The 19,237-nt window shown below is 73.8% G+C and carries 1 protein-coding gene (running past one end of the window); it reads right to left on the reverse strand.

What is annotated here, in order from left to right; translation table 11 throughout:
• Window positions 1–19,237: the 5' portion of a toxin glutamine deamidase domain-containing protein gene (locus IE290_RS12585; protein WP_191244719.1), read on the reverse strand. The gene continues 15,626 nt to the left of window position 1, outside the view; only the first 19,237 of its 34,863 coding nucleotides appear in the window; it begins with the start codon at window positions 19,235–19,237; its stop codon lies beyond the left edge, outside the window.

Here is a 19,237-nt window from a genome sequence, read left to right on the forward strand (position 1 = left end):
TCGATCCGGCGGGGAGCGCGCCGGCCAGCTCCGCGAGTACGTCGCCGGTCAGGTCGGCGTGGCGCCAGTTGTCGAGCGTCAGGGTCACCGGACGCGCCTGGCCGGAGGCAGTTCCGGTCGTCGCGGCGAGCGCGCGTGCGTGCGCCAGCGCCGCACGGAGGTCCTCCGGCGCGTCGGTGGCGTCCGCGCCCGCCGCTTCCAGCCGGCGGACGGCTTCGCGGTACACCCGGCCGATGCCGCGCGGCTCGCCCTTGTCCGCGGTGATGGCGACGTTGACGTCCCCGTCCGCGGCGATGGTGGTGGCGCCGGAGGCCACCAGCGCGTGCACCAGATCGGGCAGGTGCGGGGCGGTGCGGATGCTGCTGGTGATGGCGAGGGTGCCGCCGTCGCGCAGGGCCGCCATGCCGTTGGCCACGGCGGCGATCGCCGGGCCGGTGAACGCGGCGGGCGGCAGGTCGTCGAACCGGACGTGGTCGAACTCGCCGTCGGGCGAAGCAGCGGCGATGCCGGCGGCGGCCAGGTGCACCCGTCCCGCGGGCGGCGGGACCGGCAGCGGACGGCCGCGCGGCATCGAGGCGACGATCCGTCTCCCCTCGCCCGGCACCGTCACGTGTTCGGTTCGGGCGAACCACTTCCCGAGACCCGCACGAACCTCTGCCACGTGATCCGGCGAGGCGGCGATCGGCAGCTCCACGACCAGCCGGCCGTCGGCGGCGAGCAGGTTCCAGGCCTCCCCGGCGGTGCGCGCGAAGCCACCGGTCGTCTCGTGCCGGGGCAGCTCGCCGAGCCTGATCTCGTCATAGACCGTGTCGTGGCGCTGCAGGAGCAGATCCGCTCCGGACGCCAGGGTGAGCACGGCCGGCGGCTGGGGACGCCAGGACGGCTCGCGCTCCGGAGCGGTCAGGTCCGCGCGGAGGCGGACCGCCCGCGGCGCGCTCAGCGCGGCCCGGCCCGGCGCCCCGATTTCGGCGATTTCCCGCGGTGACGGGAAGTCCGGCCGCCCGAACGCGTCTGCCCCGCCACGCGCCAGGATGTCCTCGATGGCCGCGATCCGGCGGTTCAGCGTGTCCAGGAGCGCGTCCGCGTCGGTGACGCCGTACCGGCGCGCGGTCTGCTGGGCTCCGCCCCGCGCCCCGAGTTCGAGCTGCTTCGCCAGGCGGCTCCGGCCGTCTCGCAGGTGCTGGAGCTCTTCGGCCAGGTGCCCCAGCACCTCCTGCGCCGACCGCGGACCCTCGTGCCCCGGAGCCCAGGTCTGGCCGGCCAGCGCCCGGGTCACCGCGGTCTCACCGGACGCGGACTCGTCCACAGAGGACACGCCCCACTCGCGGTAGCGCTCGCGCAGGAACTCGTCGAGAGCGACGGAGGCGGGCGAACCGGCGAGGCCGTCGTGCCGCACCCGGAGCACGTCGCCGTCCCGGACGAACATGCGCTGGGCGACGAAACGCCCGTCCGGGGCGGCGAAACGCAGGCTGACCGAGTTCGCGTCGATGCCGGCGACCTCGAGGTGCACGGTGCCGCCGGCGAAGGTGACACCCCGGAGCAGCCGGGCGAAGCCCTCGCCCGCCTCCTGCGCCGAGACCGGATTGTCCGGGCCGGGAACGAAATCGGCGATGCCGGCCGGCGCGGACGCCACGGGCTGGACCAGGTTCGGCAGCAAGCGCAGGGCCTGGGTCATCGTCTTGCCCAGGAGCACGGTGCGGTGGCCCCCATCGGCCGGCATCCAGGGCAGCTTGATCTCGGCGAGACCGTCGTCCCCCGGCGGGTACAGGCGCGGGCACGGAGCGTCCGGGTCGACTGTCACGCGGGCGCGGAAGGTGTTGCCCCGCGGGTCCGTGAACCGCCACACGCCGTCCGCGTCCTCGTCCGCCACGCCGTGGTGGTTGCGCATCCATGCATCGAGCGCGTCGGCGAAACCGGTGTCCGGCTCGTCCGCCCGCTCGACGTTCCAGGGCCGGCCCAGGACGTGGTGCTCGCGTTCGTGGAACGGCACGACCCGGGGCTCGCCGAACACGTTGTCCTCGCCCGGCGCGGAGTGGTAGGCGAACGCCTGTTCGCCCAGGCCGCCGGGGTCGCGGCCGGTGCGCGGTGCGGGCATCGGCGCGGTGGCGGTGTCGACGCGGCCGGTGCCGAACGGTTCGTCGGAGGCGCGCGGTGCCGTCCGGCCGGGACCGCTCGAACGCGCGGGCGGCCGCGGGCCGCGGCGGTTCACCGGTAGGCGCGCCGGTTCCCGCGGCGGCTGCTTCGCGTGCGCGGCCAGCTTTTCCGCGTCACCCTCGCGGAGGTTCTCGGCGATCCTGGCAGTGAGCGCGGCGCGCTCAGCCGTGGTGGCCGGCTCGGGATGCCGGGCCTGCCGGCCGATCTCGTCGAGCGCGGGCCGCACGTCGCCCCAGCCGATCGGCGCGCCGTCACCGGCGGGCAGGGCGGGAGTCCCGCCCCGCTGCGCCCGTTCCTGCGAGTTGCCCTCGTACCGGCTGTGCCGCGACGCCTGGAATCGGTCGATCGCCCGGAACCGCGCCCACGCCCCGCGGGCGAGGTAGATCGCCGGCCCGGTGAGGGCGAACGCCCCGACCGCGCTGAGGACCACCGGGTTGCTGGTGATCATCGCGGTGCCGACGGCGGTGAGCGCGCTCTGGGCGAAGAACATCGCACCGGGGCCGATCTTCGCGCCGACCCGGCCCTCCTTGCGCTCGACCTTGATGCCGATCCGGGAGAGCTTGACGGTCGCTGCGGTCAGCGTTGTCGCGCTGACGATCTTGAACCAGTTTCCTTCCTTCAGGTACTGCACGGTGAGCGCGGCGTTCGCCACGGTCAGCAGGGGGAAGGCCAGGATGTTCTGGATCTTGCGCATGCCCGGACGGGCCACCGGGTCGTACTGGCTCCACATGCCGGGCACCGCGGTCAGCCCGAACAACACCGACGACGGCAGGTAGGCGAGCGACACGAACGCGGTCAGCCCCGCGCCGATCAGCCCCTGGTACAGCTGGTTCAAGCCGTTGAGCAGCCACGTACCGGCGGTGACCACGTGCGAGGCCCGGCCCGCCGGTCCGGAGGTCGGGTTCATCCGGTTGATGGAGTCCGCGGTGCCGCCGATGATCCGGTTGACGTAGTCCTTCAGCCGCGAGAAGAGCATGTTCGCCCAGACCCGCCGGCTCTGCGCCGTCACCCCGTCCGGAAGTCTGAAGTGGATGGTCGCGATGTAGTCGACCAGCATCTCCTTGACCGTGCGCTCGAACTGGCCGACCACACGTTCCACGATGTGGGCGAAGTCGGCGCGCAGCTTGCGGCCGCCCGGGCTGATCTCGTTGACCATCAGCTGGCGGGTCATCTTCATGAGCCGGTGCACCGCTTCGACGTCGACGCGCTCCCGCTCCATCATCGACTCGGTGGTGACCCGGATGTCCTGGGTGTGCGCGACCTTCAGGCTCGACAGCAGCGACCGCGCGACGAACGCGGCACCGGCGACCGGGGTGGCCGCTGCCGCGACGGCCGCGGGCACAGCGCCCATCACGATGGCGGTGGCGCCGGCACCGGCCACGGCCGTGCTGGTGGTCCAGCCGACCAGGCCGCGCTTGCGCCAGTAGCTGCGAAGCTCCTTGCCCTTCTCCTCGCTGGCGAGGCGCTGCTCCTCGGTGCGGGTGACGTTGTCGAGCACTGTGCCGACGAGCGCCTCCTGCTCCTGCCGGCTGAGCCCCTCGGCCGCCTGCAACGCGTAGTGCGCCGCGATCAGCGCCTCCACCGGGGCGCCGAGGCCGAGCTTGTCCGTTTCCTCCGGCTGGAGGCCCTTGCGGTCGCGGATCCGCGCGGCGCGGTCGCGGGCGGCCTCGCGGATCTGTGCCCGGTTGTCCCGCACGACCTGCTTGGCGGCCTCGGTGCGGTGGAACTTGCCGTAGACGATCCGGTAGGCCGTGATGGCCGACTCGATCTGCGGGTTCTCGCGCCAGATGCCGTCCCGGGTGCCGGCGGGGCCCTCGGCCCGGCCCTCGCGCGGGCGGAAGCCGCGGTCCCACAGCTCCTGCGCGCGTGCGTGGAAGGCCTGCCGCACCTCCTCGGGTGCGTCGGCCATCGTGGCGAGCCAGGCGTCGCGGTGCTCGGAGTAGTACTCGTCGACGAACCGCTGGCTGCGGTCGTCCGGGGTCTCGGCCGACCGGGCGGCCGAGCCGTCCCCGATGCCGGTGCCGGGGCCGACGGCCTGGTCGGGGTGCGGCACGAACCCGTTCTCCACCAGCGCCTTCGCCTTGGCGTGGAACCCCTTCAGCACGTGCTCCGGCAGGTTGGACAGCACCTCGACCCAGGCGTTGTGGTGCCGCGAGAAGTACTCGTCGACGAACCGCTGGCTCGCGTCCCGCTCGGCCTCGTTCATCACCCGGACGTAGTTGCCGCCACGCAGCTTCGCGACGATCGCCTCGCCCTGATCCGGGTAGCGGTCGATGATCGCGCGGTAGACCGGCTCCATCTCCGTCGAGTGCCGGTCCAGCTGCGTGCTGGGCATCATGCTGATGCCGTCCGACCCGAAGATCAGCCGGTCGGAGTACTTGACCGCGAGCTCGATGAACCGCTCGAGCACCTCCGGGCTGTCCCGCATGTACTGGCCCAGCGGCGTCCACGAGAAGTCGTAGTGCAGGCCGGGCGCCAGCTCCAGCATGCGCTCGACCCAGTCCAGGTGCTCGACCGTGAGCTCCGTCCAGTTGCCGACGCCCAGGTGGGCCCAGATGATCCGGTTGTGCCGGAACTCCGGGTAGTGCTTCAGCAGGGCCATCATCGGGACCAGGCCACGCTCGTCCGGCGGCCCCGCGCGGAACAGCCCGTTCAGGTCCACCGTGGCGAACCCGTTGTCCTTGTGCAGCAGGAAGGTCTGCCCGGTCATCCGGTTGCCGCGCAGCTTGGACAGCAGGTGCGGGTTGAACATCTCCGGCACCTCGGCCGGCAGGCTCGCCGCCATCTCCCGATGCCCGGCCGACCGCAGCAGGTACCGCAGCGTCTCCCCGTTGCGGACGAGATTTTCGAGGTATTCGGCCTGGTCGACGGGATTGCGGACGGACTCCGGATCGCCGATGAGGGCGCGGGCTTCCTCGGCCGCGGTTCCGGTCAGCCTGCCCTCGGCGAGGTCGGTCCTGACCCGCACCGCCGCGGCGACCGACAGCTTGAGCTGGTTGATCCACTTCGGGTTGTAGGTCGTGTTCGCCTCGTCCCCGAGCAGCTGCTTGATGGCCTCCTTGTCGTCGGTCTGCTCCGCGCCGAGGTAGGCGAACTCGGCCATCAGCATCGTCAGGTCGTAGCCCTCGGCGCCGGTGATGTCCCAGCGGGTGCCGACCAGGCCGACGTCGGCCCGCCACCGCACGTCGGCGGGCAGCTCGTTGTACATCTTGAGCATCAGGACGTCGGCGAGCTTGCCCTGCAGCTCCAGGACGTTCTTCTTGTCGATCAGCCCCGCCCGCAGCGAGTTGATGAGACCGTAGTAGGTGGCGCCACTGGCCGCGGCCAGGCCGAACGCGCGCTCGCGGATCGGCGAGTACAGGATGCGGCCCAGGTCCCCGCGCGCGGCCCGGTACCGCAGCTGCCGCTCGGCCAGGCTCGCCTTCGGCTCGGCCTTCAGCCACGCCAGCAGTTCCTGCATCCGGGTCTTCGCCGCTTCGGCGTTCTCCCGGCCCTGCCCGAGGTACTGGTTGTCCAGCGCGTAGCTGAGCAGGTGGTGGTGGACGTCGCTGATGTCGCGAGTGGACAACCGGTTGGTGAACAACGCGAGCGCGGTGTCCAGCGAGACGCCGAGGTCGATCAGCTGCTGCATCGCGTCCGGGGAGTCCGGGTCGATGGCCTCGAACCGGGCGATGTAGTGGTCGATGTCCAGCAGCGCGCTGGTGCCGAGGAACCGCCGGGCCAGCCTGGCCAGCAGCCCGCGCCCCTCCAGGTAGCGGTCGACGTAGGGCAGGCCGTAGCGCGACTCGGTCTCCGCGCGGCCGGAAGCCACCACCCGGCGGGTGATCTCGCTGACCTCGGCGTCGGTCAGACCGGTGCGGCGGGCGATCTCGACGAGCTTGATGCCGTCGTCGGCCGCCGCGTTGACCGCCGCCCGCAGACCGTCCACGTAGTTCCGGTGCGCCTCGTCGCGGGCGCGCTCGGCGGCGAGGTAGGCCTCGATCGCCGCCTCCAGGCGGGCCTGGCGGGCGCGGACCTCCGTCGCGGCCAGGCGCAGGATCTCCGTCCGGTTGCCGCGGAAGGGGGCCTCCGCCTCGGCGGCGCGGCTCGCGGTGACGTACCGGACCGGCAGGTTCAGGGCGTTGGCGACGGTCTGGATGCCGGTGTCGCTCCGGCCCTCCGTGCGCAGCAGGGCCGGCACCCAGCCGCGGCGTTCGTTGACGGCGTTGCGGGCCTCGCGCAGTTCGATGGCGGCTCGCCGGTACCGGGCCTCGGCCGCGCGCCGGGCGGGCTCGTGCTGCCGGATCGCCGTGGCCAGACCGCGCCGCGCGCCCCGGAACGCGCGCACGTCGAAGCCGCGCGAGCCGAACGTCGCGGCCGGGCGGACCTGGTCCTGGCGCGGCCGGAACCCGGGCCGGTCGTCGGCCAGCCGGATCCGGCTCTCGGCCACGGCGGTCGCGGAGTTCGCGGTCCAGGCCGGCAGGCCGTCGTCGATCGCGTCCTGGCGGATCCGCTCGAGCTCGCGGAGGGCACCGTCCCGGCGGCGGGTCCACCGCTGTTCGGCTTCGGCCAGACGGTTCCCGGCGTTCTCCGCGGCCACCAGCAGGCGCAGGCGGTGCTCCGCGACGAGCCGCGCGGTGATCTCGGCGTTCTGGCCGATGATCTCACGCGCGATGCCCGGCGGCGGCTCCACGACGTACGTCGTCTGCAGGGCGCCGCCCGGTTCGATGACGCGTGCCTCGATCTCGGCGCGGGTGAGGTCGTACGCCGACGCCAGCGCCTCCAGCACCCGCGCGTCGTCGGCCGGCACGCTCATCAGTTCGCCCAGCCGCTGCGCCACCCACGGGATGTAGGCCTCGTCGTCCTCGACCGCGGTCAGCGCGGCCGTGTAGGCCTGCTGGGCCCGGCTCAGCGCGGCACGGTCCTCGCCGACCCCGGCGGCGATCTCGTTCGCGGCCGTGCGCAGCGGGTCCGCCTGCGGGAACAGCGCCATCGGATCCATCGCCCGGATGCCGAAGGACGCGGGCAGGCCGGTGTCGGCGGGGATCGCGGGCAGCAGGTCCGCCTGGCTGTCCGGCGCGATCTCCCCGCGGGGCGGCGGCGGGTCCCCGAGACCGAGCACGGCGTGCCGGTACCCGAGGACGTTGCGCAGCCCGTCGGCGACCATCCGGACCTGGGTGGCCTGCGTGGTGCCCGGTGGCACCTCGACGACGTAGGCGAGGTGGTCACCCACCGCGACCCGCAGCCGGGGCGCGTCGACGCCCTCGATGGTGCGGAACTCGACGCGGAAGGGCCGGCCACCGGAGTCGGTGGCCCGCACGGTGACCGCGCCGTCGTCGGGGCCCGCGGTGACGAGCGGGGCGCGCAGGGAGTCACCCAGGGCCGCCCGGGCCACCCCGCGCTCGGCCACGGCAGCCGGGATGGCTTCGCCCCGCTCGTGCGAGAACCGGACCGGATCCGGCGTGTTGAGCTGGGTGCGGAAGCGGGACAGCGTGATCTGCAGGACCGCGTCGGCCACCACGGTCGGCAGGGTGTCACCGAGGGCCGTCAGGGGCAGCTGGATGTCGTAGGTGTTGCCGGTGCGCAGGCCGAACCTGTCGTCGCGCGCCGGCACGCCGTCGCGCAGGTCCTGGAAGTACGGCCACACCTCGCTGCCTTCGCGGACCACGACGGTGAAGGGCCGCTGGTCGCCGTAGGTGACCTGGAGGTGGACCTCGTCGGTGTCGACGCGGGTCGCGGTGACCTGGACCGGATGCCCGGCCATCCGGGCGACGACGGTCTCGGCGAGTGTCCGCATCGGACCGTCGCTGCCATCGCCCTGGCGGATCCACGCCTGCGCCACGGGCTCCACGACGGGCGCCGGTCGCGGCCTGATGGGCAGCGGTTCCGGCGACTGCACCTGCTGGGGTCCGGGCGCGAAGGGTTCGGCGTCGGCCAGGCGCCACTGCTCGGCGAGGATCCGCAGCTCCCCTTCGATCATGCGGGTCCGCGTCGGGCCGTCGGCCGTCGCCGGGACGGCGAAGCGGTCCGCACCCGCCCGCGCTTCGAGCGGCTCGACGAACAGGCCGTCGCCGAGGCGGATCTCGGCGCGGTGCCGGCCGCCCGACCGGTCGAGCACCACGATCTCGACGTGGTCCTCCTGGGTCCGCACCGCGACCTGGCCACCGTGGTCGCGCAGGCCGGCGCCGGCGATGGCGGCGTCCACCTCGCCCCGGAGGGCCTGGATCGCCTCGGCGGTCCCGGTGGTGTCGGTGGTGTCGCCGGTCTCGGTGGGGTCGGGCGCGGGCGGCGCCGGGTCCGGCGCGGACGGGCCGGGCGTGGGTGGGGCCGGCGGCGCCGGGGCGGACGGGCTCTGGTCCGCGGTGGTCGCGGGCGGGCCCGCGGGGATGGCGTCCCGCAGCGCCGCCACCAGTTCGGCGAGCCGGGCGCGCGGGTCGGCCTGCGACGGGATGACGACGCGGACCACGTCGTCACCCGGCACGGCCGGATGCAACTCCAGGTCCTGGCCTGCCCGGAACTCGATCCGGTGCGTCCGGCCCGCACGGTCCAGCGCGGTCATCGTGACGCCGTCGGGGTGCGCGGACAGGGTGACGTCCGCGCGGTCCTGGACACCCAGCTCGCGGAGCACGGCCTCCACTTCAGCGGCCGTGACGAAGGCGTCGACCGGAAGCTCGGCACCGAACCGCTGCTCGATCAGGCGAACCTGCTCCGCGATCGCCTCGGCCGACGCGGTCGGCTGCAGGAAGACCGTGGCGGTGCGCCCGCCGCGGTAGGTCATCTGCAACGCCACCCGGTCCGGCCCGGTCACCTGGGCGGACACGTGGATCGGGTGACCGCCCGGCCCGCCGCGCAGCACGTCCTCGGCCTCGCGCAGCAGCCAGAGGTCCTGCTCCCGCCCCAGGCTCGGTTCCACCACCGGGTCGCCCTGGCGGATGGCCGTCGTGAAGCGGTCCACGTGGTCCGTGGTGGACGGATACCGGTACCGCAGCACCTCGCGCAGCAGCTCCGGCGTCCAGGTCCGCACCTCGGCCAGCTCGGCGCTGAGCGGGCCGTCCAGCGACTGGACCCACGCCAGCACCGCCAGGTGGTCGGCGATCTCCCGGTCCAGCATCAGGTCGGCCGGGGAACCGGTGGCGGTCCGCGCGGCCTCGGCAGGCGGCTCGCGGAAGGACGTGACCACCTCCTTCACCAGCCCGGCCGCGATGACGTCCACCGGGGCGCCGACAGCCAGACCGACGCGGCCGGTCTCCCAGTCGTAGACCGCGGCGGCCGGCAGGTAGGGCGACAGCCGGTCCCAGGCCGCCTGGTCGCCGCCGAACCCGCGGACGATGCCGCGCGCGTTGAGTTCGAAGGCCTCGGCGAGCTTCTCGTCGAGGCGGCGGACGACCTCGTCCTCGGTCACCCCGAGCGCGTCGGCGAGGGCGCGCGTGCCCCGCTTGGCGAAGTCCCCGATCTCCGCGCGGGCGGTGTTCAGCGACGCCACAACCGGATCCGCGGACGGGACCAGGTCACCGGGGTGCGGGGGCGGCGAATCCGACGCGACCGCGGCCCGGACGCGCCAGGTGTCCTCCAGGATCCGGGTGTTCACCTGCTCGACCGCACCGGCCACGACCTCGGTCAGCGCCGCGTGGTCGGTCGTCGGCGGGACGACGATCTCCACCGGCGCCGCCTGGACCCACCGGCCCTGATCGAGGCGGCTGCCGGAGCGGCCCGCGTCCGACTGCGTCCGCGGATCCAGGTGCAGCTCGACGGCCGGGACCCGGACGCTCGGCGCGGTCGCGTCGGGATCCACGCGCACCTCGTACTGCCAGCGCAGCCCGTCGGCCCGGGCGGTGCGGACCACCGTCCCGTCCGGACGCGTGACGGTCTCGGTGCGGATCCCGGCCGCGCCGAAGGCCGTTTCGACCGCCCGCGTCACCTCGGCCGGATCCGCGGTGATGTCCACTTCGGACGCGGGCAGCTCGACTTCGGCCGCATCGGTGGTCAACACCGCGGTCGGCAGCGGACGCTCCGGCTCCGCGATGCGCGGCCCGGTGACCGAACCGGTCGCGAGGTCGCCCACCGCGGGCAGCGTCACCAGCTCCCACCGGCCCCAGGCCGCCGCCTGCCGGTCCACTGCGGACTGCAGCGCCGCGGGCGTGCGGACCCCGAGTTCGGCGGCGAGCGGGACGAGCGCCCGGCGAAGCAAGGACGGTTCGGCGGCCAGCGGCGGCACGACGACCTCCGCCACACCCGTCTGCACCCATCGCCCGCCGGTCAGCCGCGATCCCGGCTCGCTGTCGCGGGCGGCGTCCACGTCGACCCGCAGGTCCATCGCGGGCAGCACCACCCGGGCGGTGTCCGCGTCCGGGTCGACGCGCACCCGGAACCGCAGCACCAGCCCGTCGTCGCGGCCGGTGAGCAGCCAGGTCGTGCCGTCCCCGCGGGGGTCGGGCCGGACCCGCCCCGCCCAGTCCGCGTCGCCCGCGAGCATGTCCCGCAGGGTGTTCTCGATCGCGCGCGGGTCGGTGGTGCGGACCCGCCACGGTTCGGCGGGCGCCTGCACGCTCCGCACCACGCGCTCCTGCCCCGGCACGCTGAGCACGGTCCGCTCGCCCTGACGCAGCTCGCCGACCGGCGCACCGGAAGCGGGCAGGTCCGCCGCCAGGTCGCGCAGCGGCGGCAGCTCCCCCACGCGCGAATCGGTCTCCAGACCGCGGACCGTCTCGGTGATCGGGAGCGCGACCTTGGCCCGCGCGTCCAGCAGCGCGGAGACGACCATCGCTTGCCGCCAACCCGGCTCGACGGTCACCGGCGGCAGCACGATCTCGGCCGCGCGGTTCTGCGTCCACCGGCCGTCGCGCAGACCGGCGCCCGGGTCGACCCGCAACTCGACGACCGGCAGCGAAACGTGCGCCCGGGTCGCGGCCGGATCGATGCGCACGGTGAAACCGAGGCCGGTGTCAGCGAACACCCCGGACACGGTCGTGCCGTCGAAGGTGATGTCCCGGGCGCCGGTGGCCTCCAGCGCGTGACGGACGGTGTCCGCGACCAGCGCCGTGTCGGTCGAGGTCACCAACCCGGGGATGGCCGGTTCGGCGTTGAGCGGCACCGTGCGGTCGAGGGTGTCGTAGGCCGTCACCGGATCGATCGCGAGCACGACCGCCGGGTCGGCGGCCTGCATTCCGGGTTCGCGCGCGGTGACCTCCCGCGAGGCGAGCGCGGGCCAGTCCACGGAGGCCACTTCGGCGGCCAGGCCCCGGATGGCGGGCGGCACCTGGGCCAACAGCCCGTCGACCAGCGTCACGGCCACTTCGGACTGCCACGCGGGGTGGACCGGCACCGGCGGGACCACCGCCACCACCGGGTCCTGCACCCAGCGCGCGCCGTCGAACCGCGGCGGCGGGACCCGGACGCTCGGTTCGGTGGCGAACTCGCTCACCTCGACGGTGAGCCGCCAGGACGATCCCTGGTGCGTCAGCGTCCACGTGGTGGTGCCACCGTGCGCCTCCCGTACGGCGTGCACGCCCGCGTCTTCGAGCGCGCGCTGTACCGCGTCCGCCATCCCGTCCTGGTCCACGGCGCCCACGACCGCGAGGGCGAAGCGTGCAGTCGTGACCTGGAGCGCCCGCCCCGTCTGCCGTTCGGCTCCCAGGTTGGGCTCCACCGGCGACCGGCCGTCGGCCACGGCGGCCAGGGCCTCGGCGGTGTGGTCGAACCGGTTGTGGAAGCTGAGCTGGGGCGCGGCCCCGAGCACGGCTTCCTCCCTGGCCCGCACCTCGGCGAGTGCCTCGGCGCGGGTGCCGCCGACCGCGTCCAGCCACGCCAGGACGACCCGATGGTCGGCCGCCCGCCGCCGCCCGGTCAGCCTGCGGGCCTCCGCCGGGTCGGAGGTGTCCGCCGCCCGGAGGTCGTCGGCCGGGGTGGTCTGGCGGAACGAGGTGACCACACCCCGGGCGAGTTCGGTCGCGAGGTCGGCCTCCGGCCGGCCGAGGCGCAAGCCCACCCGGCCGGATTCCCAGTCGTACACGCTGCTGGCCGCGACGTACGGCTCGAGCCGCGCGCGGGCCGCGTCATCGCCGGGGAAGGCGCGGGCGATGCCCTGCTCCCCCAGCGCGAAGGCGCTCGACGCCAGCTGGTCGAACCGGTCCTCCACTGTGGACAGCGGCACGCCGAGCGCGTCGGCGATCGCCGGGGCGCCGGACTTGCCGAAGTCGGCCAGCGCCTGGCGCGCTCCGTCGTCGAGAACCGTTACCGCACCGGGATCGCCGTCATCCCCTCGCGAGACAGATCCATCGCGTCCAGCAGCTGCCAGAGCATCCGGTGCTCCTCCGGTGTCACCGGAACCCTGTGCCGTTCCAGCAGCTCCACCGTCGTCAGCGTCAGATCCGGCCAGTTCGCCAGTTCGGCGTACTGGACCATCTCCCCGCGGTCCGGCTCCGGGATCCGCGGCCCGAACGTCTCCAGCAGCGTCCTGGCCAGCTCGGTCGCCTCCGCCTCGCTCAGGCTCGGCACTTCCGTCAGCGCCGTCAGGTCCTCGCTCACCCGCGCCGCTCGTTCCCGCAGCGGTTCCGGGTCCTCCGGGCTGTCGAACAGCGCCAGCAACGTCCGCAGTTCCTCGCGTTCCCGCGTCGACACCGGGCTGTCCAGCCTCCGCAGTGCCCGGATCAGCGCCTGCACGCTCATCGGCCACTCGCCCACGGTCAGCGTCCGGCGAACCGAGTTCAGCGCCTCGTCGTCCAGCCGGTCCAGGAACCTGCCGGGCAGTTCCGCCATCCGCCGAGCGATCTCCACCTCGGAGAGCTCCATCGTCCCGCCCTCCTTCGCGTTGCGGAGTCCCGTCACCGCCCGGGTCGTCCAGCGGCTCGGCCTGCTGGATGACGTTGTCGCCGTCGATCGCGACCCGGAGCCGGACGCCATCGTAGTCCCCGTGCACCCACTCCTGTTTCTTGCGGTGGACCGGTTCGAGCGGGCGCCGGGCCAGTGCCTCGGGCTGCAGGCCGTCGGTGACGACCTGCGTGAGGATGCTTTCCATCCGCCCTGGTTCGAACCACTCGGCGGGGAACTTGTCCACCCGCGCCGGGTGATCCGGGTGACGGATCGCCAGCCGGTCCAGAGTGGGCTGGGGCAGCGTGGGCGGCACCTCGTGCCGTGCCGGCTCCGTCGGCACGGGGTTCGTGACCACCCCGCGCCCGCCCTCCAGCGGGTAGGCGGTCGAGATCCAGCCGTCGTCGAGCACGGCGACTTCGACGACGACGCCGTCGTGCTCGCGGCTCGCCACCCAGGAGTGGTGCTCGGTGCTCCACACGACGCGGGTGGGGTGTTCGGCGGTCTGGCGGATGATCGCCTCGGTACGCGGACCGTGCTCGTTCCACCGCTCCGGGAACTCGGTCTTGCCCGGCCGTCCGGTGCCGTAGCGGTGACCGCCGCCCCGGTTGCCGTCGAGGATGTGCCCGACGCGTTCCGGGTCGAGGCGGATGCGGTCGGCCGGCGGACGTCGTGCGTCGAAGATGACGTCCGGGTGGTGCCAGCCGTTCGGCCGGATGGCGTCGGTGAGCATCGTGACCACCTCGGCCACCGTGCTGCCGCCGGTCAGCGGTGCCACGGCGATGCCGGCCGCCGTGCCCGGCAGCGCGCGCACGCCGGTGATCGTCAACGTGGGGCTGACGTTGCCCAGCTCCTCGCGCAACGCGGCGAGGTCGTGGTGGATCCGCACGACCGCGACCTCGGTGCCGTCCGGGGTGCGGGCGACCAGGTGACCCCGTTGCGTGTCGTCCTCGCCGTCGAGCCGGGTCAGTGTCACCGACGGCACGTTCAGCTCGCTCGCGACCTGCGCGGCCAGACGACCCCCCGCCAGCCGCCGGCGCACCGCGGGCGTCAGTTCCGCGTGCTGCGGCACCGGCGGGTTCTCGGTGAGGTGGCGCAGGCGCGATTGCAGCCAGAACCGGCGCGGATCGTTGCGGCCCAGCCGGTCGCGCTGCCGCGCGAGGTCGGCCACCTCCGCGGCGTGCCGCACACCGGCCTCGGTGGTCAGGTTGATCTCGACGGTACGGCCGTCGGGCGCGGTCCAGGTGGTGTGCCACCCGTGCCACTGGCGCCCGCCGAGGCCGCCCAGCTCGCGCCGGCCCCAGGCGCCGTCGACGTCGTCCAGCGTGAAGCCCCGGCTTTCCAGCTCCTCCGCGACCTTGACGCCGTCGGCGAGGTAGTCGTCCGGGTTGACGGTGACGGTGTAGCGGGACGGTCCCTCCTCGGTCACCGCCGCGTCCGGCACCGCTGCCACCGCGCCGGCGACGGGATCCGGCCGGGCCGTGTCCGGCGCGGCGGTGTCCGGTTCGGGCGCGCGCAGCCGCAGCTCGATGGTTTGCCCGGAGTGGACGTGGCGCAGCGTGACCCGGCCGTCGCGGACCTCGCCGTGTTCGAAGCCGCGCCAGGCGAACTCCCGCACGAGTGAATCGGTGACCGAGGCGTCGTCCAGGTCCACGGTGAACCGGGCCGGCCCGTCCTGGGCCAGGTCGGCGAGCGTGGTCTGCCGGAGCCGGGCCCCGTCGACGGCGGCGACGGCGTCCTGGAACGGCGTCCGCCAGGTGCTCGGATCCTCGGGGGCCGGACGGCCCGCTTCGGTGTTCGGACCCGGGAGGGGTTCGGCCTGCAGGACCTGTCCGTCAGGAGCCACGACCGCCGCGATCGCCACCCCGTCGCGGTCCCCGCGAACGGCCCACAGACCCGTTTCTTCGTCGAACCTGGCGACGTCCGGCCGGCGGACGACGTCCCGGACGGCGTCGCCGAGTACGGACCGGGGGTTCGTGCCCTCGCCGAACCAGCGTGCCGCGATCCGGAGGTGCTCGGGGGAGGTCGTCTCCGGTCCGTGCCGCTCCAGCATCCGGTCGAGCACGTCGCCGGGCACCTCGAGGTCGAGGATCGGAGGCCGGTGTTCGTGGTCGGCCACGCCGGCCAGCTCCCAGGCGTTCCGGCGTTCCCCTCCGGGCAGCTCGATCGCGCTCAGGTCGTCCGGTTCGAGCACACCGCGCAGGATCTCGGCCCGCTGGCCGGTGTCCGGGTCCAGCCGCGCGGCGTGGGCGCGGGCCGCGACCGAATCGGGCGTGCCGAACCGCAGCACGAACTGCTCGCCGGTGACCGGGTTGGTCCACGTGGTGACGAGGCCGGATCCCACGTGGTCCCACTGCGGTTCGGTGGTGTCGGGGCGCAGACCCGCGTCCACGAGCGCCCGCATCACCTGGCCGGTGTCCTGGGTGAAGGAGGTGGCGTCGGGCATCCGCACCTCGAGGTGCCGCGGCCCGCCGTCCTCGCTCCGCGGCGCGAGCGGGTCCGGCACCAGTCGCGCGCCGCGGACCGTGGTCATGACCGTCCTGGCGAGCGGGACGATGCCGCGGTCGCGGTAGAGGGCCACCGTGCCGTCGGTCAGGTCGCCCAGCCCCTGCAGGGTCGTGCCGACCTCGCCGAGCACGTGGCGCCACTTCACCCGCTCGGCGATCGTGCGCTGGAAGCCGTCGCTCAGCGTCCGGTCCGACACCCGCAGCTGCAGGGGTTCGGCCTGGACCCCGTCGGGGGTGAACCGGGGGTAGACGACCTGGTACTCGCCCGCCGCCAGTTCGGAGTCGACCGCCAGCACGGCGTCGACCGTGACGTCGTCGTAGACCAGGCGCACGACGTCGTCGTGGAACTCCACCCGCTGCGGCAGGCGGACGCCGGATTCGGGGAGGCGCTGCAGCGGGATCGCGTCACCGAGTGACGGTGCGGACGGGGTGAGCACGGCCTGCGGCGCGGTGGTCCGGCCCAGTCCGCGGGCGAAGGAGTCGAACTCGCGCACAACCGCTTCGCTGTCCGCGGTGGTGTCCTGCGTGACGGTGATCGAGCCGCTGACCGGCTCGCGCGGCACGCGCGACAGCTCGCGGTGGTTGACCGCCTGGTGCGGCTGGTCGCGCCCGGGCACGCCGTCGGCGACCGTGCGCAGGCCCTCCTCCAGCAGCGCGTCCAGATCGCCGCGCCCGATCCGGATCGTGGCCTCACCGGTCTGGCGCGCGGACCCGTCGGGCCGCACCTGCCAGGTTCCGGCGTCGACTCGCACGTGGTTGTCGGGGACGCGGTCGTCCAGCAGGACCTGTACGAGGACGCGGTTGCCGTTGCCGTACTGGACGACCAACGGCCCCTCGCCCGGGGTGCCGTGCAGCGCGGTGGCGATGCGCGGGCTCGCGTAGTGGTTGTCCGGGGTGGACTCCTGGCGGCGGGTGATCGCGTCGGTGAGGTCCTGGGCGGTCGGTGTCGACGGCATCCCGTCCGGACCGGCCTGCACGGTGCGGGGCAGCGCGTGCCACCTCGTCCCCGGCCGCGGTGCCGTCGCACCCTCGACCCTGCCCGCGTGGGTGAACACCAGGGACGGCGTGAACTCGTCGGGCAACGGGGCGCGGGCGAACAGGTGCTCCAGGACCTGGCCCATCATGGCCTGGTTGTGCTGCATGACCTCGGCCATGCTTTCAGAGACCAGGCTCGAGACGTGGACCTCGTCGCCGCGCACCTCCATCGCGCCGGCGGGCAGGTCGTCGTTCAGCGTGAGGAAGAACTCCGCGGTCTGGTTGTCCGGCGAGATGACGCTGAACATGCCGGTTTCCCGGTCCACCTGGACCGTGTAGCCCTCGTCCTTCAGGGCGTCGAGCGTGCGCGCGGTGACCGCCGTCGCCGTCTCCGGCCCGCGCTCGAACTTCTCCGGCGGGGTGTCCGGGGTGAACTGCTGCCGGTGCTCGCGGGTGTCGGTGACGCGGGCCTCACTGTCCGCGCTGTCACTGTCACGGTCGGCGGAATCGGGGTTCTGCGCGGTGTCGGCGGCCTGGCCACCGTCCCGGGTGGACGAATCCGGGGTCTGGGTGTCGTCCCCGGAGCGGCCACTGTCGTGTGTGGACGAATCCGGGTTCCGGTCGGTGTCGGCCGAGTGGTCGCCGTCGCGGGTGGACGAGTCCGGGTTCTGCGTGGCGTCACCGGACCGGGTCGTCGAGTCGGGACTCTGGGCGGTGTCGGCGGACTGCTCCCCCTCGCGCGCGGGCGAATCCGGGTTCTGGGCGGAGTCGCCCTGCTGACGACCGCCGTCGGTGGTCGTGGTGTCGCCCTGCTGCGTGCCGGCGCGGTCCGCCGTCTCGCCCCGGCCGGCCGGGGTGCGGTGGTCCGCGCTCTGGTCCGGCTGCGCCGGGCGGCCGGTGTCGCGCGCCGGTTCGGCGGTCCGGTTCCCCTCGGCCTGGTCGCCACCCGCGGTGGCCACCCGGCGCGGTTCCTCCGGCGCGGTCCGGGAAGCATCCCCGGAAGAGGTGTCCCCGGTCTCCGGTCCGCTGCTCTCGTCCGGCGTCGCCCGCTGGGGGTCCTGCTGCTGTTCGCCGGTGCGGCCGTTGCGGGACGGCGCGTCCCCGGCGCTCTGCCCGGCCCCGCCGGGCCCCCCGGCCCCGGACGGAGTTCCGCCCCGCGCCGCCGAACCTCCACCGCCGCCGGACCCGCCAACAGAACCCGACCCGGCACTGGAACCGGCGGACCTGCCCGCCGATCCGCCGCCCGCCGCGGTCTGGGTGCCACCACCGGAGTGCCCCGCGGCCGGCGTGGCCCCGCCACCGGCCCCTGTGACACCCGCCGGGGCCTGCCCGGGTGCCTGGCCGATGAAGTTCGAGAAGTCGTTGCCCGCGCGGAAGTCCGCCAACAGCCGCCGGTCGGCCAGGTTCGCCTGGAAGTGCTCGCCCAGCTCGAAATGCATGCTCATGGAAGACCGGTCGAACCGGAACAGCTGCGTCCCGCCGGCGTAGAGCTCCTGCACACCGCCGACGGCGCCACCGAGCGCGGCCTTCTTGAGGTTGTCCCAGCTGAGCGGATCCTCGCCCGCCTGCTGGCCACCGCGTGCACTCCGCGCGTTGGTGTCGTGCGGCGTGCCCTCGGCGTTCATCAGCTTGTCCATGCCCGCGGTGAAACCCACCGACCCGATCTGGCCGATCACACCGCCCGCGGCACCGAGGATGACGTGCGCCGGAAGTCCCGCCGCCAGCGCCAGCGGCCCGCCACCCAGCGAGGCGCCGATGAAACCCGCGGCGACGTTGGTGAAGTTGACCCGGTACTTGTCGCCCATCTCGATGTCGGTCAGGACTTCGCCGGCGAGGGAGCCGCCCGCGCCGTACATCAGACCGCTGCGCACGCCGTAGCCGAACAACCGCTGACCGATGACCTTGCCCGCACCGCCCCGCGCGACGTGCGTGGCGACCTCCTCCGCGAGCCGGCGCTGCATCTCCGGGGTGAGGCCGCCCTTCTGGACGGCGCGCTGGGTGATCCGCTCGAGCGTCTCGCGACCGCCGTATCCGCGCGCGAGCTGCTGGGCGATCTCCCTGCGGATGGCAGGGTTCTTGAACTGCGGCATGATCCGCATCAGGCTGCGCTCGAGCTCACGCGCCCCGATCCGGCCCGCGGTGTGCGCGAGGTAGATCCGCCAGCCCCGCGCGATCGCCGCGCCGGCGCCCTTGATGGAGAACTCCTTGATCACCTGCTTGATGGAGATCTCCGCGATCTCGGCGACCGCCTTGCGAATCGCGGCGCGCAGGGCCAGCCCGGTCGCCGTGATCGAGGCGGGGATCCCGGCGAGGCTCCCGCCGAGGCTCGGCACGGCGGCGGCCAGCGAGACAGCGATCTCGGTGACGGTCATGACCAGCATGACCTCGTAGCTGTTCTTCGCCAGCGCGAGACTGGTCTGGAACTGCCCGACGCCCATGCCCATCGCCATGGCGTTCTGCGCCGCGCCGAGGATGACCTTGCTGAACTGGGTCGACGCGGTGGCGAACTGCGCCGGCGCGGCGCCCTGGTAACCCTGCGTCACCATCTCGGTGAGCGTGCTGAGCTGCTCCTGCAGGTCGGCCAGGTCCAGGCCCTTGGCGCTCCAGAAGTCGACGAGGGGCTGGACGTCGTCGGGGTGCGCGTCCGGGTACTCGCCGAGCCACCCGTCGATCGCCGCGCGGACGATCGGCGGGAGGACCGGGAACGGGAGCCAGTCGTTGACGTCCCGGATGAACTCGTCCGCCGCGTCCCCGAAATCCGCCAACAGCTGTGCGAAGTACGCGAAACCATCATCGATGGTTCTGTGCACTCCCAT

The sequence above is a fragment of the Amycolatopsis deserti genome, from assembly GCF_014653945.1.
Classification (GTDB): domain Bacteria; phylum Actinomycetota; class Actinomycetes; order Mycobacteriales; family Pseudonocardiaceae; genus Amycolatopsis_E; species Amycolatopsis_E deserti.